Raw genomic sequence first — 21,068 nt, forward strand, 5'->3', positions numbered from 1 at the left:
GTACAGGAGGGGGCAATATGAAACTTAAATTAAAAGGAAAAATTTTATTACTAGCATTGATACCATTAGCAGTATTAGGCATATCTTTAGGGGGCTTCACTTCATTAAATGTTAGAAATACGATACAAGATATGTCCAAGCAGCAATTAAAAGTAGCAGCACATTCAGCATTAAAAACATATGATATGATTAATAAAGAAGATTATACAGTATTATCAAATGGTAAATTAGGTAAAGGGTATAAATTTGTAGTTTCTAATTATAGTGAAGAAATAGACTATTTAAAGCAAAATACTAATATAGAATATACATTTTTTTATGGAAAAGATATAGTATCAACCACAATGAAAGATGATAGAGGCAACAGATTACTAGGCTTTGAAGCTGAGGATGAAGCAATTATAGCTGTTTTGACTAATAATGAGGAATATTTTAGTACACATACTCTTATTGGAGATAAAGAATATTATGGATATTATATACCTATAAAACAACCAAGTACTCAAGCGGTAGTGGGGATGTTTTTTGCAGGAATACCAAAAGCTGATATGGATTCTTCTATATTAACAGTAATAATAGGAAATGTTACAAGCACTTCTATCGTTATTATAATTGCAATACTTCTAATTTTAATTTCTATGAGTATGATTATAAAAAGTCTTAGAAGAAGCGTAGTCAATCTGGAATTAGTTTCAAAAGGAATACTAAATTCGAAATTAGATAGTAAAGATTTAAAGAGAAAAGATGAGATTGGTGATATTGCACGAGCAACAGAAGATGTTAGGAATTCCATAAAAGGTATAGTGCAGAACATAACAGACACAACTAGTACATTAATAGATTTTGCATCAGATTTGAGGGAAAAATCTAATAAGTCAAGCAACATGACAAAAGAAGTTGAAAAGACTGTAGAAGAAGTTGCACAGAGTTCTACTAATCAAGCTGAAAATACCCAATCAGCAGCAGAGAGTGTTATGGTGATTGGTGAAATGGTAGAAAAGAGTGTTATAAATGTTAAGGAACTATATAAGAATTGTGAAAATATGAGTAGACTAAGAAATGAAGTTTTAGATATTCTAGATAATTTAAGTGATGCAAATGAAAGAACTAAAAATGCAATTAATACAATTTCTGCAAAAACACAAAATACTAATAATTCAGTTGAACATATAAAGAAAGCAACAGAATTAATTACAGAAATAGCATCAGAAACTACATTGTTAGCTTTAAATGCGAATATAGAAGCAGCTAGAGCTGGAGAACATGGTAAGGGATTTGCAGTTGTAGCTAGTCAAATTCAAGAATTAGCTAATCAGTCAACTGAATCAGCTAAGAAAATAGAAATGATAATAAAAGATCTTATAATAAATTCTAATGATACTGTAGAGACTATGAAAAAAGTTGAAGACATTATAGAAGTTCAGAATAATAATGTACATAAGACTAAAGATACTTTCAATGTGTTTAATGAAGGAATTAACATAACAAATCAAAGTGTTAAAGAGATAAGCGATAATGTAGGAACTTTAGATAATTCTAGAAAAGAAATTGTTGAAGATATACAAATTCTTACTTCTATAGCAGAAGAGAATGCAGCTAGTACAGAGGAAACTGCTGGAATATCAGCAGAGCTTAACAAAATAATGAATGATGCATATGAATCAGCAAATAAAGTAAATGAAATTAGTGACAAATTATCAAATGAGATTAATATTTTCACAATTTAAATAAGGGACGCACAAAGTTTAGAATGAAACAACCGAAATAAAGCTCTTATGTATGGCTCGCTTGCTACAAAAATGAAGCTAAGAATTCAAACATGCAGACCTTGCATGTTTGAATTCTTAGCTTCATTTTTGAATGCAAGACACCGCCAACATAAGAGCTTTATTTCTTTGTCTCATCTAAATTCATAGTATCGGTATTATTATTGCTATACATAAATACATTTTTAATTTAAGGAATAGTTATTTATAGATGTTAAAGATTCAAAAAGTTAATATTTTACCATTTTTTAAAGGATATCAATTTATAGATATCAGAATATAGGTTCTTAAGAATTTGCTTATTTATTGGGAATTACATAACTTTTATAAGCATCTTCATAAATTACTATAATTGATAGAAAACTATATTTTTAGGTATTGGATTTCGGTTGTTATCCACTAAATTCTGATTCCACACAATATATTTATCTTCTATAATACAGATATTTTTTTTATCTTTCAAAAATGTAAGGTTAATGAAAGATACTTCAATATGAAAAATCTATTAAATTGTTTAAAATAAACTTATAAGTTAGAAATAAATATGAGGGATGATTGTTATGAGAAAGAAAAAAATTAGTTATTCCTTATTAAGAATGCTTTTACAAAAGTAATTTTCAAAATTAGGAGGAATTAAAAAATGGAAAGTATTTTAAATGTAGTTAATATAGAAAAGTATTATGGAAATAAAGATAATGTAACAAAAGCTATTGATAATATAAGTTTTAGAGTTGAAAAAGGTGAATTTGTTGGAATAATGGGGCCATCAGGAAGTGGTAAAACAACACTTCTTAATTGCATATCTACAATAGACAATGTAACAACAGGCTCTATAGTTATTGATAATGATGATATTACAAGATTAAAAGGCAGAAAGTTAGAGGATTTCAGAAGAGAAAAATTGGGATTCATATTTCAAGATTTTAATTTGCTAGATACATTAACTGCTTTTGAAAATATATCATTAGCTCTTACTATTGCAGGGAAGAAGGGCAAAGAAGTTAAAAAATTAGTAGATAAAGCAGCTGAGAGTCTTGATATTAAAGAAGTTCTTAATAAGTATCCATATCAGATGTCAGGTGGTCAAAAGCAAAGAGTTGCAGCAGCAAGAGCAATAGTAAATAATCCTAAATTAATTTTAGCTGATGAGCCAACTGGAGCATTAGATTCTAAGTCAGCAAGATTATTATTAAATTCTATTGAAAATTTGAACAAAGATCTAGAAGCAACTATTTTGATGGTAACACATGATGCCTTTACAGCTAGCTATGCAAATAGAATTTTATTTATAAAGGATGGAAAAATATTTAATGAACTTGTAAGGGGTGAAGACAGTAGAAAAGAATTTTTTAATAAAATTATTGATGTTGTAACTGTTCTTGGAGGTGAAAGTAAAGATGTACTTTAAAATGGCAGTAAATAATGTAAAAAAAAGTTTTAAAGATTATGCAGTTTACTTTTTGACATTAACATTTGCGGTATGTATATTTTATAGCTTTAATTCAATTAATTCACAAACAATGATGGTAGAGATGAATTCATTGCAAAGAGATTATATAGATTTAATGAATCAATTTATGTCTATTTTATCAGTTGGTGTTTCTGTAATACTTGGAAGTTTAATAATATATGCAACAAACTTTTTGATAAAAAGAAGAAACAAAGAATTTGGAGTCTATATGACTCTTGGTATGAGAAAAAGATCAATGTCAATAATATTATTCTTTGAAACTTTATTTATAGGTTTAATATCTCTTGGAATTGGTTTAATACTAGGACTTATTTTGTCACAAGTTTTATCAGTATTTACAGCAAAATTATTTGATGTTGAGATGACTAAATATGTTTTTTCAATATCTATTGAGGCAATTGTAAAAACAGTAGTATATTTTGGAGTAATGTATGTAATTGTAATGATATTTAACATAATTGTTATATCGAAATATAAATTAATAGATCTGCTATATGTAAATAAAAAGAGTGAAAAAATAAAAATAAAAAATCCATATATATCAAGTATATTTTTACTTCTATCACTTATGCTTATTGGAATTGCGTATAAATGCATAACCATATCGGAATTAGATTTTTATACAATACAGTTTAAAATAGCAATTGCATTTGGAATTATAGGTACAATATTATTTTTTTATAGTGCTTCATCACTTATGATATTAATATTACAAAAGAATGATAATTTATATTTAAATGGATTAAACGCTTTTACAATTAAGCAGATTTCAAGTAAATTCAATACAAATTTTCTTTCGATGAGTGTAATATGTTTAATGTTATTAGTTACTATAGGAAGCTTAGCATCAGGATTAAGTGTAAAAAATTCCATGGAGCAGGGATTAGAGAAAAATACTCCAGTCGACGTATCAATTCTTTGGGAGAGTAATGATTCTAAAAATAATTTTAAAGATATTGATTTGTTAAAGGAAAGTGTAAAGAAATATGATCTTGATTTAAGTAAGATGAGATATTCAATTCTTTCAGCTTACTCAATAAATTTTGATTTAAAGAGCTTATTATATAACTATGCAGAGAGCGATGATAAACGTGAAATGCTTAATTACCCTATTGCGAGTCAGGCGGATTTTATAACTATATCAGATTATAATAATTTTAGAAAATTAAGAGATTTAGATCCAATAGTATTAAATGAAGATGAAGTTATAATAAGCAGTAACTATTCCTCTATGATTGATATGGTTAAAAATTATTTAGATAAAAATAAAAAAATAAAAATTGAAAATAAAGAATATAAGATAAAAAATGATAAATTGCTTGAAGAATCTTTTTTTAATATGCCAATTGCCATAAATGTTTTTTCTATAATTGTTCCAGATAATACTGTAAGTGAGAATAATAAGATTGCTGAAGCTTTAAATTTTAACATAGTAGGAGATAGTAAAGAAGAAGAGTTAGAAGGGATAATGGATAAATTGTTATTGGATAGAAATAACAATAGTAAGAAAGAAGATTTTTATATAGATGGATATACTCGTGAAATGTGTTATACAGAGAATAAAGGTTTATCTGCCATACTTCTATTTATAGCAATTTATATAGGAATAGTATTTCTTTTAGCAAGTGCAGCAGTATTATCACTTCAGCAGTTATGTGAATGTAATGATTCATTAGAGAGGTATATATCATTAAATAAAATTGGAGCAAGTAAGAAGATTATTAATAAAAGTATATTTAAGCAAGTATTAACCTTCTTTTTATTTCCATTAGCTTTAGCATTAGTACATTCTTATGTTGGAATAAAAACTGTAAATAGTTATCTTCTTGCATTAGGAGAAAGTAATAAAATTTATCCTATGTTAATCACAGCCTTAATATTAGTAATTGTATATGGTGGATATTTATATGCCACATATATATCTTATAAAAATGTAATAAATAATGAACTTAGTTAGAGGGAAAGATGGTTTATGTTAATATCATTATAATAAAAATTATAAAATTAATTATTTATATTATAAATTTACTAATTTAACAAAATAAGTTAAGTATATTAAGACAATTTATGTTTACGTATCTTTAAAGTATATTTTTAAAGATACGTTTTTTCTATTAAAATAACCAAAAATCTGATATTATTAGTTTTATATGGCATATTTGGATAAAATAAAAGTTTTATATATAACATGATAATTTTGAAAGTATAAAATAAATGAAACTAAGGAGTGAATTTTTGGTGAATGATTATACTAATATATTAGAAGTATATGAAATGTTTTTAGAAAACCTTCCATTTGCAGTATGGATTGAAGATATAGAGTTCAAAATATTGTATTTGAATAGTCTATATGAAAAGACGTATGGTGTAAAATATAATGAAGTAATTGGAAAAAGTAATGAAGAAGCATTTCCAAAAGATCTAGCTAAAATATATAATGATCAGATAAAAGAATGTATAACAGAAAATTCTAATGTATCAAAAGAGCTGAAGAAAAACTTTATAGAAAGAAACTTTTGGAGAAGAAAAGTTTTAAAAGTACAATTATGGAATCTTTACAGAAAAGCTTAGAGGAAAAGAGCTTGGGAACTAGGGAACATACTGAAAGAGTAACAGAATATGCACTAAACATAGGAAGGGTTATGAAGCTAAAAACTTCTGAATTAGATGAACTAATATTATCAGCAGAGCTTCATGATATAGGCAAAATTGCAATTAATGAAGAAGTACTTTTGAAAAAGGGAAATCTTACAGATGAAGAATTTGAAATAATGAAAGCTCATGCAGAAAAAGGGTATAGAATAATAAATGCTTCTAGTGAACTTGTAAATGTAGCTAAATGTGTATTAGCACATCATGAAAAATATGATGGAACAGGGCATCCATTAGGATTAAAGGGGAAAGAGATACCTGTTATAGCAAGAATAATAAATGTGGCTGATTCTTATGATGTAATGACTCATGATAGAGTTTATAAAAAAGCTATAAAAAAAGATGATGCTATTAGAGAACTAAAAAGATGTTCAGGAAGTCAGTTTGATCCAGATATAGTTGAACATTTTATAAAACATATTAAATAAATATATGAAAAACATACATATATATATATATAAAGGTTATAAATATAGTACAGTTATGATTTGACAATCATTTTGTGTAGATATAAAATATCTTTTAGAGAAAAAAATAGAGGAGTGGTTATATATGATAAAAGAAAATGGTAATATTTCAATTGATACAGAGAATATATTTCCAATAATCAAAAAGTGGTTATACTCTGACAAAGACATTTTTATTAGAGAAGTTATAAGTAATGGTTGCGATGCAATCAGTAAATTTCAAAGACTAGTATCACTTGGAGAAGCTAAAGCGTCAGAAGATGAGGAATATAAAGTAGTAGTTTCAGTTAATAAGGAAAAAGGAACTTTAAAATTCAGTGATAATGGTATTGGTATGACTGAAGAAGAAGTAAAGAAATATATTAATCAAGTTGCTTTTTCAGGTGCTACAGATTTCCTTGAAAAATATAAAGATAAGATGGATGAAGGTAAAGATATAATAGGACATTTTGGTCTTGGATTTTACTCAACATTTATGGTATCTACTAAAGTTCAAATAGATACATTATCTTTTAAAGATGGTGCTGAAGCAGTTAAATGGGTTTGCGAAGGCGGCACAGATTATGAAATTTCTTCTTCAGAAGACAGAAGTGCAAGAGGTACTACAATTACATTATACATAAATGAAGAAGATAAAGAATTTTTAGAAGAATATAAAGTAAGAGAAATAATAACAAAATATTGTTCATTCTTGCCTACAGAAATATATTTAGAAGATGAAAATAAACCAAAAGAAGAACCTAAATATGAAACTAAGAAAAAGGAAGATGGAACTGAATATCAAGAATTAGTTGAACCAGAAGCTCCAAAGCCTTTAAATGATACACATCCACTATGGATGAAAAAGCCAAATGAATGTACAGATGAAGAATATAAAGATTTCTACAGAAAAGTATTTATGGACTTTAATGAACCATTATTCTGGATTCATTTAAATGTTGATTATCCATTTAACTTAAAAGGAATCCTATACTTCCCTAAATTAACTCATGAAGTTGAAATAAGAGAAGGTCAAGTTAAATTATTTAATAACCAAGTATTCGTAGCAGATAATATAAAAGAAGTTATTCCAGAATTCTTGTTATTATTAAAAGGAGTAATTGATTGTCCTGATCTACCTTTAAATGTATCAAGAAGTTTCCTTCAAAATGATAGAGATGTTGCTAAGATATCTAATCATATAATAAAGAAGGTTGCTGATAAGCTTGTTGATTTATTTAAAAACAGTAGAGAAGAATATAATAAATTCTGGCCAGATATTCAAATATTCATTAAATATGGATGTTTAAGAGATGAGAAGTTCTATGATAAGATTAAAGATATAATCATATTCAAGAATCTAAAAGGTGAATTTATAACATTAAAAGATTATCTTGAAGCCAATAAAGAAAAGCATGAAAACAAAGTTTTCTATGCAAATGATGAATTAAAGCAATCACAATATATTAAGATGTTTAAAGAATATGATTTAGATGCTGTTATATTAGATTGTACTTTAGATGATCATTTCATAACATTCCTTGAAATGCATGAAAATGGAGTTAAATTTAAGAGAATAGATTCAGATATATCTGAAACATTAGGGTCAAAAACTGATGAAAATGATACTGAAGCTGTTGAAGCAAATAAGACAATAGAGGAAGTATTTAAGAATGCTCTTGGAGAAAATGCTCCTAAGATATCAGTTGAATCTCTTAAAAATGCTGAAACTCCAGCTATGATTTTAATTTCAGAAGAATCAAGAAGAATGGCTGAAATGAGTAAGATGTATGCTCAATCTGGAATGGGATTTGCAGGAATGTTTAATGAAGAAAAAACTTTAGTTGTAAATAACAATAACAATATTGTTAAGAAACTTGCAGAAGTGGCTAAAGATGATTCTAAAAAAGATGATGTTAAGGTTATTTGTGAACACATTTTAGATTTAGCTAAAATTGCAAATAAAGAATTAAATGCAGATGAAATGGATAAATTCTTGAAGAGAAATAATGAATTATTAAGTAAAGTTATTTCACTATAATAAAAATCTTCTTTAAAAATAAGTAGTTGTTTGATTAATTTCAAATAACTACTTATTTTTTTATAAAATTTATTTTAAAACTTAAAAAACAACATAAATATTAAATATATTATATAAATGTTAAAAATATTATATATATATGATAATGATTAAAGTTTTTTTGTAGAATAAACGATAAAAATATATAATGGTCTGTTAATGAAATAGCAGAAATAATAGCAAATATGAAAAAATAATAATAGAATAAGGGGAATGATTATGAAAAACAAACGGGTAAAAATAAGCTTAAAACAAAAATTATTACTAGCTACATTGCCATTAATTTTAGTTCTGGTAGTTGGATTATTGATTTTTTCATACACTTTAAATAAAAATTCAATAATAACTTATAGCAAGGAAATTTTGCAAGCAAAGACTGATGAAAAAACTAAAACAATAGAAAATGAAGTAGGAGGAAAAATTTCTATATTAGAATCTATAGGACAAGCTATAGAAGAAAATGGATATAATAAAAATTATATAGAATCATTATCTGGCAGTTTTGGATTAGAAACTGGAATATATCTTTATACATCAGATGGAGAGTATATGGATTCTACAGGATATGTGTCGGAAGTAGATCCAAAAACAAGAGATTGGTATAAAGAAGGAAATGAGCATAAAGAAAAATTTGAACTGGGACAAGTTTATAAAGATGCTGATACTGGAAGACAAATAGTTACAGCGAGTAGAACTCTTAAAGATGGAACTATAATTTGTGCAGATATTTTTTTAGATGAATTAAGTAAAGAAATATCTGAAACAAAAGTTCTTGATAATGGAAAAGTGTTGTTGATGGATAAAACAGATAATAGCATAATAGCATATGAAAACACAGAATATATAGGTAATAGTATACAAAAGTTCAATGATTTTTCACTTGAAGATGCTATAAAAAATAGTAGCCCTGCTGAAGTTGGAGAATATACAGTTGAAAGCAAAGATGTTGAAGGTACAAACTGGGAATTAGTTAGTTTTATACAAACTGATATATTACTTAGTGATTTAGATAAAACTATTACTTTTATGTTTAGTTCAGCTATTTTATGTATGATAATTATAGGGGGATTACAATGGAGACTTTTATCAACTATAACTAAACCTGTACAAAACGTTACAAATGCATTAACAGATATGATTAGTGGAGATTTAACAATAGAAGTTGAAACTAGAAGTAACGATGAATTAGGATTAATGGCTAATACATTAAGAAAATATTCAAGAAGTATGAGAGAAAAAGTGGGTACATTTATAAGTACATCAGATACATTAAAACAAAAGAGTAAAGAAGGAAATTTACTTGTAGATACACTTCAAAATGAAGCAATGACTCAGTCACAATCTATGAGTGAATTAAAAGAGACTATGACGCAAATAGCAACAAGTGTATCTGATGTTGCAGAAAGTACTGTAAGTTTATCAGAATCAATGGAAGAGTGTTCTGAGTTAGGCGATAATATAAATGAAAGAGTAAGTTCTACTATTGAGATATCAAATGCAAGTAAAATAGCAATGAATGAATTAGATCAGGTTATGAGACAAATAAAGCAATCAACCAACACACTTGAATTAAATATTAATACAGTAATAGATGCTAATAAGGAAATGAAGAGCATTATAGAGTTAATAAAGGGAATTGCAGAGCAGACTAATTTACTGTCATTAAATGCAAGTATTGAAAGTGCGAGGGCTGGGGAAGCAGGTAAAGGTTTTTCAGTTGTTGCTAATGAAATAAGAAAATTAGCAGAAAGAAGTAATTCTGCTGTTGATGATATAACTGAATTAATAAATAATATTAATAATAATTTAAATGATACAAGTGAGGCAACTAGAGAAAGCGTTGAATGTGTTAATTCAAGCAAAGATGTAGTTACTAAAACTTTAGAAACATTTGAAAAAATTATTAATGCAGTTGAAATGACTGGTAAAAATAGTAAAATAATTAAAGAAAAAATAGCATCATGTACACAAATAGCTACAAATATTGCAGCTATTTCAGAAGAACAAAGTGCAGGGGTTGAAGAGGTATTAGCCACAGTTGAGACATTAACAGAATCAGCTAATTCTATAGCAGTTAGCAGTGATAGGTTAAAAGACGACTCTGATGATACTTATGCTATAAGTGAAACTTTATATAATTCTGTACAGGATTTTAAGGTCGAGTAAAGTAAGATAATATAATTTATATACGTATAATTTATAGATATTTTTATATAGTTATTAATTTATTATCATAATTATAAAATTATAATCATAAAGTAATACTGAGTAATAAATAATGTACAATTTTCCAAAGTAATTTATAGTTGTTGAGAATTTAGCCTAACAATGGTATAATTACTAGGGAAAATTTCAAATGGAGGAATTTCATCAATGAAACATATTAAGACAATAAACAGACCAAACATCAAAAATAGTTTATGCAAACCAGGATGTAAAGAATGTGCAAATTCTTGCCAATCAGCTTGTAAGACTTCTTGCACAGTTGCAAACTTAGAATGTGAAAACTAATTTTGACCAAGCAGTAACTGGAAGTTGCTGCTTCATTTATGTTTTAGGGTTAAATTAAAGAAGTATAATTTTAGAGTTTAAAATAATGGGAGACTTTATTTATTATTAGGAGGATGCGTGATGAGTTTAATACATAAATTCAAACAAGACGGAAACTATTTTGTTTTAGATGTGAATACAGGTGCAGTTCATATTGTAGATGAAATGGTGTATGATATTTTAGATGATGATAAATTAAGAAATAAATCAGAAATATTAAGAGATCTAGTGGCTAAATATGATGAAGAAGAATTATCAGAAGCTTATGATGAAATACAAGAATTAGCTGAAGATGGAATACTATATTCTGAAGATGCGTATGAAGAAATAGCTCATAGTTCAATGGATGATAGGGACTATATAAAAGCTATTTGTTTAAATGTTATTCATGGATGTAATTTAAGATGTAAGTATTGCTTTGCTGATGAAGGTGATTACCATGGACATGGTGGTGTTATGAGTGTTGAGACGGCTAAAAAAGCAATTGACTATGTAATTAAAAGAAGTGGACCAAGAAAAAATATCGAAATAGATTTATTTGGTGGAGAACCAACGTTAATCATGGATAAGATTAAAGAAATCATTCAATATGCTAGAGATAATGAGGCTAAGTGGAATAAGAATATAAGATTCACAATGACTACTAATGCCACTCTTTTAAATCCAGAAATGATGGATTATATGGATAAAGAAATGGGAAATATAATTCTTTCATTAGACGGAAGAAAGTGTGTTAATGATAATGTTAGAATAAAAGCTGATAACAGCGGATCTTATGATGACATAGTTCCCAATATTAAAGAAATGATAAAAAGAAGAACACCAGGGAAAACTTATTATGTAAGAGGTACATTTACTAGGGATAATACAGATTTTTATGAAGATGTTATGGCGATGGTAAATGAGGGATTTAGAGAATTATCAATAGAACCTGTTGTTTTAGAAGATGGTCATCCATTATCACTTAGAGAAGAAGATTTACCACAAATATTTGAAAATTATGATAAATTATATCATGAAATGAAGAGAAGAAAGCAAGAAGGCGATGAATTCAAATTCTATCATTTTAATATAGATCTTCAAGGTGGTCCATGTGTATATAAGAGAATATCAGGCTGTGGAGCAGGTTTTGAATATGTGGCTATTACTCCACAGGGAGAAGTATATCCATGTCATCAATTTGTAGGTAAAGAAGAATTTAAACTTGGTGATATTTATGAAGATACTTTCAATAGTGATCTTGCTAAGAAATTTAAATTATCACATATTTATAATAAGCCAAAATGTAGAGAATGTTGGGCAAGATTCTACTGTAGTGGTGGATGCCAGGCTAATAATGTAAACTTTAATGGTGATATGAATATTCCATATGAAATTGGATGTAAAATGCAAAAGAAGAGAATTGAGTGTGCAATTGCTCTTAAAGCTGTAGAATAAACATATAGGATGTACTGAGTTTAGAGTGAATAACCGAAATAAAGCTGTCAGATTCTGCTCGCTTGCTACAAAAATGAAACTAAGAATTCAAACATCAATGATTGTGTCCAAAACCGTTTGCTCCAATTAAGCAATTTGACAAACAATTTTGGAACAATCATTGATGTAAGAATTCTAAAGTTTCATTTTTGAATGCAAGTCTTAGCAGAACATGATAGCTTTATTTCTTTGTTTCAGATGAACTCATAGTATCCATATTATTGTTGTTGTAATTATAATTATTTTGAGATTAAGAAATAGTTGTTTATATACGCTAAAGATTTAAAAAAGTAATATTTTATCATCTATTAAAAGATATAAATAAAGATGGGCCATACTGTTAGGCTCGTACCTCATCAAGCATTATATGCCAAAGAGTAGCCATACTGCAATTCGGTTATTTTCCACTAAACTTTGATTTTACGTCAATTATTTATGTTATGTAGTAGTCTTTAGTTTTTTATTAGTATTTTTTGAAAGTAAAAATTAAATAGCTTCATAAATTATGATAAAATATAAAGGAATTTATAAATATCAGGAGACAAAAATGAGAGAATATATTTTAAAAAACAATTTAAAGTTGATATATAAGAAAGCAGAAAGTGAACTATCATCAATTTGTATATCATTAAATGCAGGTGCAGGAGTTGAAAAAGGCAAGCTTGGGTTAGCTCATGCAACAGAGCACATGTTATATAAGGGAACTGAAAAAAGAAATGAAGCTCAAATTAATAAAGAATTAAGTAGCATATTTGGATTTCAAAATGCTATGACCAATTATCCATATGTTATTTATTATGGTACATTGTTAAATGAAGATTTAGAAAAAGGAATAGAGATATTTTCAGATATAATTATAAGACCTGCATTTCCAGTTGAAGGCTTTAAAGAAGAAATGGATATAATAAAAGAAGAACTTAATGAGTGGGATGAGGAGCTTGAACAATACTGTGAAGATAAGTTATTCTTTAACTGTTTTAATGAAAGAAGAATTAAACATCCTATAATAGGAACTAAAGAAAGCTTAAATAGTATAACTTTAATGGACATAAAAGAATTTTATGTTGAAAATTATTTCCCGGAAAATACTTCGATTGTGGTAATTTCATCAAAATCATTTGAAGAAGTAAAAGATATAGTAGTAAAACATTTTGAACAGTGGAATAAAAGGAAATTAAATAGAGAAGAAGAGAAATATATAATAGAATATGATAAATTAGTAACAAGAAGATTTAATGATAAAAGAGATGGAATAAAAACATGCAAGGTTCAAATGGTCTTTCCAATTGATATGTTAAATCATAATGAAACAAAATTATTAAAAGTATTTAATGAATATTTTTGTGAAGGGGTAAACTCATTATTATACGATACTTTAAGAACTAAAAATGGTCTCATATATGATGTTATAGCAAGTATAAATAATGAGAATTATATTAAATTATATAAAATAATGTTTACTACTTCCAAAGAAAATGTTGATAAATGTATTGAACTTATAAATAATTGCATAAACAATTTGGAGCATTATAAAATAAATATAAGTAAACAAGATACTAATGGATTTGTTAAAGCTTTAAAAATAAAAAGATTATTTAAAGAAGAAAAAAGCATAATACTAGCTAAAGAACTTGCAGTTTATGATACAATGTTTGGTGACTATAATATATATGTAGATGAATTAAATAATTTATCAGAAATATATAAAGAAGAAGTTTTTAAAGTAGCTGAAAAAGTACTTAAAGCTTCAAGTGTACAAGTTATTTGTTAATTTCTATAAATTAAAATAAAGGGGAATTTTATGAATACACCATTATTATTAAAGGAATTATTAAAATATAATGATGAAAATAATTTAATACTTTCTATGCCGGGAAATAAATGTGGACTAGGATTTACAAAGGATGATATAGGAAGAGAGTTCTTAAGAAGAATGGGAAAGCTAGACATAACAGAAGTAGATCCATTAGATAATTTACATTGTCCAGAAGGTGTGATTAAGCTAGCTCAAGAAGCTCTAGCCAAAACGTATAATAGCAAAAAGGCATATTTTTTAGTCAATGGAAGTTCAAGCGGAAATTTAACTGCAATTTTTTCTGAATTCAATGAAGGTGATGAAGTAATTGTTGAGAGAAATTGCCATAAATCAATTTATAATGGATTAATTTTAAGAAAGCTTAAAGTTATATATATTGAACCTGTAATTGACAAAAAGAATGGAATATTTCTACCTGTAAGCAAAGAAAATATATATTCATCATTAAAAAAGTGCAAAAATCCTAAAGGAATAATATTAACATATCCTAATTATTTTGGTATTACTTATGATATTGAAGATGTATTGGTTGATATGAAGAAAAAGGGAATTGCAACAATTATAGACTGTGCACATGGAGCTCATTTTAATTTTAGTAATAGACTACCTAAATCTATAACAAACATAGGTGATTATATTGTGCTTAGTGCTCATAAAACATTGCCAGCACTTACTCAAGGAGCATATCTATTAGTAAATAAAGAAAATGAAAACTTAGAATTTTATTTAAAGGCATTTATGACTACGTCTCCATCATATTTAATTATGGCATCACTTGATTATGCAAGATATTATTTAGATGAATATGGAAGTGGTGACTATGAAGAGTTAATAAATAGAGCAGAGTATTGGAAAAAGAAAATTAATGATTTACATAAGGTAATAATAACATCTAAAGAAGATCTTGAATTTAAAAACTATCAAATAGATTTAACACGATATTTAATGATTTTACCAAAAGGATATAATGGTAATGAATTATTATTATATTTAAAAAAATGCAATATACAAGCTGAAATGAGTTTTTCACGAGGTGTAGTTTTAATATTATCACCTTTCAATAATGATAAAGATTTTGAAAGCATACATAATGCAATTTTAAATTTGGATATGGGAGTATTAAGAGGAAAAATTGAAGAGTGTTATGATTTAGATATTCCACAAAAAGTATTAGAACCATATGAAGTATTTAATAAAGAAGGTGAATATTTAGAATATGATAAGTGTGAAGATAAAATTGCTAAAGAAGCAATAATACCATACCCCCCAGGAATTCCAATGATTTGTGCAGGAGAAAAAATAACCAGAAAAAGTATAAATATAATTAAAGATTATATAGAGAATAATAAAGATATATTAGGTATTAAATGTGGAAAAGTCAATGTAATAAAAGAAATCTTCTAAAATTTTAATTTTAGAAGATTTTTTAATTTGTTAATTTAAAATACGATGGAAACATGCGAAATTAACAGTAATACAAAATTATATGTTATCAATTAATAGATTTCTATTAATTAAATATTAAACTGGCAAAATATAGACTGCATTTCGATGAAAATATCTAAAACAAGGTTGTCTTTATTAATTAATTATAATATTATATACCTATTATTAAACTTATTTATAAAACTAATGATAAAAAACGACATAAAGGAGAAATATGATGGAAGAAAAGAGGGAGCAGTGGGGGTCCAAATTAGGATTTATATTGGCAGCAGTAGGGTCAGCAGTAGGATTAGGTAATATATGGAGGTTTCCTTATGTAGCATATACAAATGGTGGAGGAGCGTTTTTAGTTCCATACTTTTTTGCAATATTTACAGCAGGAATCCCTTTATTAATATTAGAATATGGAATGGGACATAAATATAAAGGTTCAACGCCACTTGCTATAGCAAGAACCAATAAAAAATGGGAATGGCTTGGATGGTGGCCAACTATAAGTGCATTTATGATATTAGGTTATTATTCAATGATATTAAGCTGGGCAGTAAACTATTTTACTTTTAGTTTTTCAAAAAGATGGGGAAATGATTCAAATGCATTTTTCCACAATGATTTCTTACAACTAACATCCTCACCATTTGAATTTGTGAAAATGGTATGGCCGATTTTATTAGGGATAGCTTTTATATGGGCTATAAACTGGTTTATATGTTATAAGGGTGTTAAAGGTGGAATAGAAAAAGCAAGTAAAATTCTATTACCAACATTAATAACAATAATGATTATAATTGCAATTAGAGCAGTTACTCTAAATGGAGCAACTACAGGATTGAATACATTATTTACACCTGATTGGTCAATGGTAATGAAACCAAAGGTATGGGTAGCAGCATATGGGCAAGTATTCTTTTCATTAAGTTTAGCTATGGGAATAATGATGACTTATTCAAGCTACTTACCGAAAAAGACTGATATAAATAATAGTGCTTTTATGACTGCGTTTGCAAACTGTGGATTTGAATTTTTATCAGCAATAGCTGTTTTTGCAATACTTGGATATATGGCTACTTCTCAAAACTTACCAATGTCTGAAGTTGTTTCAAGTGGAGTAGGGCTTGCATTTGTTGTTTTCCCTAAAGTATTTAGTACTATGGGGGTTTTAGGAACAATATTAGGTTCGTTATTCTTCTTATGCTTGATATTTGCAGGAATAACATCTTCAGTATCATTAACAGAGGCAGTTGCAGCACCATTTAGTGATAAATTCGGAATTGAAAAGAATAAAATGGTCACAATAATTTGCGTTATTGGATTTATAATAAGTTCTGTTTTTGCAACAGGTGCAGGATTATACTTATTAGATATAATTGATAATTTCATTAATAACTACGGAATAGTAGTTGTTGGATTACTTGAAGTCTTATTAATAGGATGGATAGTAAAACCTAAGAAAATCAGAGAACATACTAATGAAATTTCATACTTTAAGATAGGTATTTGGTGGGATCTAACTATAAAATATTTAACACCAGCAATATTAATATTTATGTTAATACAAAGTATATTTACAGAAATAAAAAATCCATATGGTGGATATCCAATGTTATCATTACTATTATATGGATGGTCTGTAATAGGTATTGGAATAATAGGCGCGTTATTAATCGCTAAAAAACCATGGAAAGATAAGCAGATATAAATTTAAAAGTCTGAATGATAATATAAAAATATGGGACTGTCGTAATTACAAATTTCAGCTAAAAAGAGAAAAAGTAAGAATGTATAGATAAGAGCTAAGGAAAAGAAGCTTTCAGTTTTTTAATCCTATGATTTTATGAATTTTAGAGGGGGTAAAATTATAGATTTGATATCTTCACTTTTATAGCTTCAATTAAAATATAAATTCTAATTTATAATATCTCAAAAAATGAGATGATAGAAATTATTTAATGCGATAGCCACATGAGATAATGGAGGTGTTAAAATGACAACGTCAGCAATAATAGTTTTTGGGCTTGGAGCCGCAGTCTTATGGGGAGGGCTTATAGTTACATTAGGAATAACTATATATAATGAAAAGAAACAAGCAGAAAATATTTAAATCATCTAAGTTATGAACAGTTTAGGTATTAATATATATTATAGTTATAGGGGGTGATACCAATAGCCCGAGATAACGATTTTAATACATCATATGATGATGAAGAAGATAATAATAGAGATAGGGAAAATGACGAAGGAACAGAAGAAAGTATACCAGGATTGGATGAATTTGATATTAGACTTTTAAATATTCAGGCTTCTGCTTTGCTGGTTATGATATTAGGATATGTTTTGGAATATATATCTACATTACAAGCAATAGAAGTAATTAAAATAAGACAGAGCAATAATGAATCAGGATTTGAACCGGATCCAGACATTGCATTGTTATTAGGATCACAGTATGAAGTAATCGCACAAGCAGTACTAGTTCATATTTCGAAAATTCAATATAGGAATACTCCACTTCATTTCAGAATTGGTAGAGTAAGTGCAGCGAGATCAGCTAACTTTGAATTATTGCTAGGGGATATAGTTGAAATGATTGCATATCTTATTAGCCTCTATGGAGTTAGGAAGTTATTTGCAATAAATCATGGTGGACCTATTTATGGAGTCTAGGGATTATTGTCTAGAAAATTGTGAAACAGGCTGTAAGTGTGGAAAGATGAAAAATAATTTCTATATTAAACAAAAATGAGCAGAATATCTTTAAAAATAAACTTTTGAAAGATATTCTGCCTTATTCATATGATTCAATAAAAAATTGTAATAGTTGTAAACTTATTATAAAATATAGTTATTAAGTATACAATAACAAAAGGGGAATGGATGAAAAGATGAGAAAAATAATATTAAGTGGTTTTATTGTTATATTGAGTTTAAGTTTAATATCATGTAATAATTCATCTGACAAGGAAGCAGCAGAAAGTAATAAATCAACTAGAAAAGATTTAAAAACATATTTCATAACAACAAGTAAAGAAGAAAATACAGCTTCTAATTGGGTATTTGGAGAATCTAATGAAAATCCACTTGAAGAAAAAGAAAATACAAATAAAAGAGAAAATGTTGTGACAGGAAATAATAAAAACAAACCAGCAGAAAATAATATGGCAGCATCAAAACCACAGAATACCACTACTAATAGTAACACTAATAATAGTAGCACTACTACTAATAATAACAACAATTCTTCACCGGATCCTAATTATAATATGAATGATATTATTCCAGGTCCAGATGATGAAACTTTTAATCCTATAGATTCTAGTGCAAATCCAAATGATATAGTATCTGATCCTTATGCAAATGAAGAAGAGGATAGTAGTGATGATGAAAATGGTTATAAAGAAGCTGAAGATAGGACTTTTGGAAATGAGCCAGATTAAGAATTAATAGGTACATATTAATAAATTTGAAAAAAACACGGTTATTTATTGATATTATGCATTAAATAGCTGTGTTTTATTATATATATAATTAAAGAAGGTTGGATTTATAAATGTTTTTATGTTAGAATGTTAATATTATACATTAGATTTATTTATAGTGAGGGGGACTTTAAAAGATGAGTATTGCACCAGATATAGCTTTTTCTGAAATTATACCAGACATATTAAAGTTGAAGGATATATGTGTGGAACACAGTACAATTGAAAAGAAGTTGTATATAGAAAAGAAAGTAAATAGAGGACTCCGTGATGTAAATGGTAAAGGAGTTCTTACAGGCCTTACTGAAATATCAGAGATTTATTCTAAAATAATTGTTGATGGTAAAGAAGTTCCCTGTGATGGGAAACTTTTTTATAGAGGCATTGATATAGAAAAATTAGTTGAAGGCTTTGTAAAAGAAAAAAGATTTGGTTTTGAAGAAGTTTCATATCTTTTAATAATGGGAAAGCTCCCTAATAAAGAAGAATTAAATGGATTCAATGAGATACTAGGAAGATATAGGTCTTTACCACCTAGTTTTGTAAGAGATGTAATAATGAAAGCTCCAAGCTTAAATATGATGAATGCTCTAGCAAGAAGTGTACTAACATTATATTCATATGATGATAAAGCTGATGATATTTCTGTGGAAAATGTAATGCGCCAATGTCTATCACTTACAGCTCAATTTCCATTATTATCAGTTTATGGTTATCAAGCTTATGATCATTACTATAATGGAAATAGCTTAATTATTCATACACCTCAGCCAGAGTTATCAACAGCTGAAAATATTCTCTATATGCTTAGATCAGATAGTAAATATACTGAACTTGAAGCAAGAATTCTTGATATAGCTTTAGTTATTCATGCAGAACATGGTGGTGGAAATAATTCTACATTTACAACACATGTTGTTTCATCATCAGGTACTGATACGTATTCAGCAATATCAGCAGCATTGGGATCTTTAAAAGGTCCAAAGCATGGTGGAGCAAATATAAAAGTAGTTGAAATGTTTAATGATATGAAGAAGAATATAAGAAATTGGAATGATGAAGATGAAGTAAGAAAATATTTAAAAGCTTTACTTCATAAAGAGGCTTTTGATAAGGCAGGATTAATCTATGGTATGGGACATGCTATATATTCCTTATCTGATCCAAGAGCAAAAATATTTAAAAGCTTTGTAAAAAGTTTGTCAGAAGAAAAGGGTTTGACAGAAGAATATGCTTTATATTCATTAGTTGAAAAATTAGCACCTGATGTAATTATGGAAGAAAGAAAAACATATAAAGGAGTAAGTGCAAATGTTGATTTTTATAGTGGATTTGTATATAGTATGTTGGATCTTCCATTAGAACTTTATACACCAATATTTGCAATAGCTCGTATAGCAGGATGGAGTGCTCATAGAATAGAGGAATTAATTAATGCTGATAAAATAATAAGACCAGCATATGAGAATGTTAGCAAGCGCAAGAAATATATACCAATAAAGGAAAGAAAATAGAGAAATGTGTATCAAATTAAAGCCAAATTAAATAAAATAATAAAGTAATTATATTATATTACGATAAAATTAATTATAAGGGTAATATTTATAGAAGGTCAAGGAGATGAAGAAAGTGGAAATAGTATCCATTGAATCACCAGAATATGTGCTTAATACATGGCTAAAAGAGAAATGTAATGAAAGTGAAATGATAGTTGTTAATGATATTCCATTTCTTGTTGATGATTGTATTGAAATTCTAAAGGGGAATATAATCTATGCAGAAAAGAATATTAACCAACTAATAGTTAAAACAGAAGATGATATGAGCTACATATTAGAAGAGTTTTTATAAAATATAGCTTATTTAAAATCATAACCTAATTGAATTCT

At 27.3% G+C, this 21,068-nt stretch carries 17 protein-coding genes; all 17 read left to right on the forward strand.

Annotated features, from left to right (window positions below; translation table 11 throughout):
• Window positions 1-17: 17 nt before the first annotated feature.
• The 17 genes from CNEONATNEC86_RS05605 to CNEONATNEC86_RS05685 all read left to right on the forward strand — a co-directional run bounded on the left by CNEONATNEC86_RS05605 (window position 18) and on the right by CNEONATNEC86_RS05685 (window position 21,030).
• On the forward strand, window positions 18-1,727 hold the full coding sequence (locus CNEONATNEC86_RS05605) for a methyl-accepting chemotaxis protein (RefSeq protein ID WP_159135657.1): 1,710 nt from the start codon (window positions 18-20) through the stop codon (window positions 1,725-1,727).
• A 679-nt stretch (window positions 1,728-2,406) separates the two neighbouring features.
• Window positions 2,407-3,174 (forward strand): ABC transporter ATP-binding protein, encoded by a 768-nt coding sequence (locus CNEONATNEC86_RS05610; protein WP_125148355.1) that lies wholly within the window; start codon window positions 2,407-2,409, stop codon window positions 3,172-3,174.
• Window positions 3,164-5,194 carry an FtsX-like permease family protein gene (locus CNEONATNEC86_RS05615; RefSeq protein ID WP_159135658.1) on the forward strand — a complete coding sequence of 677 codons (2,031 nt, stop codon included), beginning with the start codon at window positions 3,164-3,166 and terminating at the stop codon, window positions 5,192-5,194. The genes CNEONATNEC86_RS05610 and CNEONATNEC86_RS05615 overlap by 11 nt, the downstream gene beginning before the upstream one ends.
• A gap of 281 nt (window positions 5,195-5,475) precedes the next feature.
• Entirely contained in the window at window positions 5,476-5,808 is a 333-nt protein-coding gene (locus CNEONATNEC86_RS05620; RefSeq protein WP_058294272.1) for a PAS domain S-box protein, read from the forward strand.
• An 11-nt stretch (window positions 5,809-5,819) separates the two neighbouring features.
• Complete coding sequence (locus tag CNEONATNEC86_RS05625) at window positions 5,820-6,317, forward strand: HD-GYP domain-containing protein (RefSeq protein WP_243145348.1); 498 nt, start codon at window positions 5,820-5,822, stop codon at window positions 6,315-6,317.
• Between the two features lie 124 nt (window positions 6,318-6,441).
• Window positions 6,442-8,376 (forward strand): molecular chaperone HtpG, encoded by a 1,935-nt coding sequence (gene htpG / locus CNEONATNEC86_RS05630; RefSeq protein WP_159135661.1) that lies wholly within the window; start codon window positions 6,442-6,444, stop codon window positions 8,374-8,376.
• 258 nt (window positions 8,377-8,634) lie between these two features.
• Window positions 8,635-10,581: a methyl-accepting chemotaxis protein gene (locus CNEONATNEC86_RS05635; RefSeq protein WP_159135662.1), complete on the forward strand. Its 1,947-nt coding sequence runs from the start codon at window positions 8,635-8,637 to the stop codon at window positions 10,579-10,581.
• A 207-nt stretch (window positions 10,582-10,788) separates the two neighbouring features.
• Entirely contained in the window at window positions 10,789-10,926 is a 138-nt protein-coding gene (scfA, locus tag CNEONATNEC86_RS05640; RefSeq protein WP_058294276.1) for a six-cysteine ranthipeptide SCIFF, read from the forward strand.
• Between the two features lie 120 nt (window positions 10,927-11,046).
• A complete protein-coding gene (gene scfB / locus CNEONATNEC86_RS05645) occupies window positions 11,047-12,402 on the forward strand; it encodes a thioether cross-link-forming SCIFF peptide maturase (RefSeq protein ID WP_159115812.1) in 1,356 nt (451 codons plus the stop codon).
• Between the two features lie 586 nt (window positions 12,403-12,988).
• Window positions 12,989-14,212 (forward strand): M16 family metallopeptidase, encoded by a 1,224-nt coding sequence (locus tag CNEONATNEC86_RS05650; RefSeq protein WP_159135663.1) that lies wholly within the window; start codon window positions 12,989-12,991, stop codon window positions 14,210-14,212.
• A gap of 30 nt (window positions 14,213-14,242) precedes the next feature.
• Window positions 14,243-15,661 (forward strand): aminotransferase class I/II-fold pyridoxal phosphate-dependent enzyme, encoded by a 1,419-nt coding sequence (locus CNEONATNEC86_RS05655; RefSeq protein WP_159135664.1) that lies wholly within the window; start codon window positions 14,243-14,245, stop codon window positions 15,659-15,661.
• 259 nt (window positions 15,662-15,920) lie between these two features.
• A complete protein-coding gene (locus tag CNEONATNEC86_RS05660; RefSeq protein ID WP_159135665.1) occupies window positions 15,921-17,402 on the forward strand; it encodes a sodium-dependent transporter in 1,482 nt (493 codons plus the stop codon).
• A gap of 285 nt (window positions 17,403-17,687) precedes the next feature.
• On the forward strand, window positions 17,688-17,804 hold the full coding sequence (locus CNEONATNEC86_RS05665; protein ID WP_159115816.1) for a MetS family NSS transporter small subunit: 117 nt from the start codon (window positions 17,688-17,690) through the stop codon (window positions 17,802-17,804).
• 53 nt (window positions 17,805-17,857) lie between these two features.
• Window positions 17,858-18,367, forward strand: a complete 510-nt coding sequence (locus CNEONATNEC86_RS05670; RefSeq protein WP_125148346.1) for a hypothetical protein — start codon at window positions 17,858-17,860, stop codon at window positions 18,365-18,367.
• A gap of 218 nt (window positions 18,368-18,585) precedes the next feature.
• Entirely contained in the window at window positions 18,586-19,137 is a 552-nt protein-coding gene (locus CNEONATNEC86_RS05675; RefSeq protein WP_058294282.1) for a hypothetical protein, read from the forward strand.
• Window positions 19,138-19,316: 179 nt separating this feature from the next.
• The gene (locus CNEONATNEC86_RS05680; RefSeq protein WP_159135666.1) at window positions 19,317-20,693 is read left to right on the forward strand and encodes a citrate/2-methylcitrate synthase; all 1,377 of its coding nucleotides are present in this window, start codon (window positions 19,317-19,319) and stop codon (window positions 20,691-20,693) included.
• Window positions 20,694-20,799: 106 nt separating this feature from the next.
• Window positions 20,800-21,030, forward strand: a complete 231-nt coding sequence (locus CNEONATNEC86_RS05685) for a hypothetical protein (protein ID WP_125148344.1) — start codon at window positions 20,800-20,802, stop codon at window positions 21,028-21,030.
• Window positions 21,031-21,068 lie beyond the last annotated feature (38 nt).

This window comes from Clostridium neonatale (genome assembly GCF_900465025.1).
GTDB lineage: Bacteria > Bacillota > Clostridia > Clostridiales > Clostridiaceae > Clostridium > Clostridium neonatale.

What these genes read in the sequence shown, in the direction of transcription:
- CNEONATNEC86_RS05605 (WP_159135657.1), top strand. Translation starts at nt 18, where the DNA reads ATGAAACTTAAATTAAAAGGAAAAATTTTATTACTAGCATTGATACCA.
- CNEONATNEC86_RS05610 (WP_125148355.1), top strand. Translation starts at nt 2,407, where the DNA reads ATGGAAAGTATTTTAAATGTAGTTAATATAGAAAAGTATTATGGAAAT.
- CNEONATNEC86_RS05615 (WP_159135658.1), top strand. Translation starts at nt 3,164, where the DNA reads ATGTACTTTAAAATGGCAGTAAATAATGTAAAAAAAAGTTTTAAAGAT.
- htpG (WP_159135661.1), top strand. Translation starts at nt 6,442, where the DNA reads ATGATAAAAGAAAATGGTAATATTTCAATTGATACAGAGAATATATTT.
- CNEONATNEC86_RS05635 (WP_159135662.1), top strand. Translation starts at nt 8,635, where the DNA reads ATGAAAAACAAACGGGTAAAAATAAGCTTAAAACAAAAATTATTACTA.
- scfA (WP_058294276.1), top strand. Translation starts at nt 10,789, where the DNA reads ATGAAACATATTAAGACAATAAACAGACCAAACATCAAAAATAGTTTA.
- scfB (WP_159115812.1), top strand. Translation starts at nt 11,047, where the DNA reads ATGAGTTTAATACATAAATTCAAACAAGACGGAAACTATTTTGTTTTA.
- CNEONATNEC86_RS05650 (WP_159135663.1), top strand. Translation starts at nt 12,989, where the DNA reads ATGAGAGAATATATTTTAAAAAACAATTTAAAGTTGATATATAAGAAA.
- CNEONATNEC86_RS05655 (WP_159135664.1), top strand. Translation starts at nt 14,243, where the DNA reads ATGAATACACCATTATTATTAAAGGAATTATTAAAATATAATGATGAA.
- CNEONATNEC86_RS05660 (WP_159135665.1), top strand. Translation starts at nt 15,921, where the DNA reads ATGGAAGAAAAGAGGGAGCAGTGGGGGTCCAAATTAGGATTTATATTG.
- CNEONATNEC86_RS05665 (WP_159115816.1), top strand. Translation starts at nt 17,688, where the DNA reads ATGACAACGTCAGCAATAATAGTTTTTGGGCTTGGAGCCGCAGTCTTA.
- CNEONATNEC86_RS05675 (WP_058294282.1), top strand. Translation starts at nt 18,586, where the DNA reads ATGAGAAAAATAATATTAAGTGGTTTTATTGTTATATTGAGTTTAAGT.
- CNEONATNEC86_RS05680 (WP_159135666.1), top strand. Translation starts at nt 19,317, where the DNA reads ATGAGTATTGCACCAGATATAGCTTTTTCTGAAATTATACCAGACATA.
- CNEONATNEC86_RS05685 (WP_125148344.1), top strand. Translation starts at nt 20,800, where the DNA reads ATGAAGAAAGTGGAAATAGTATCCATTGAATCACCAGAATATGTGCTT.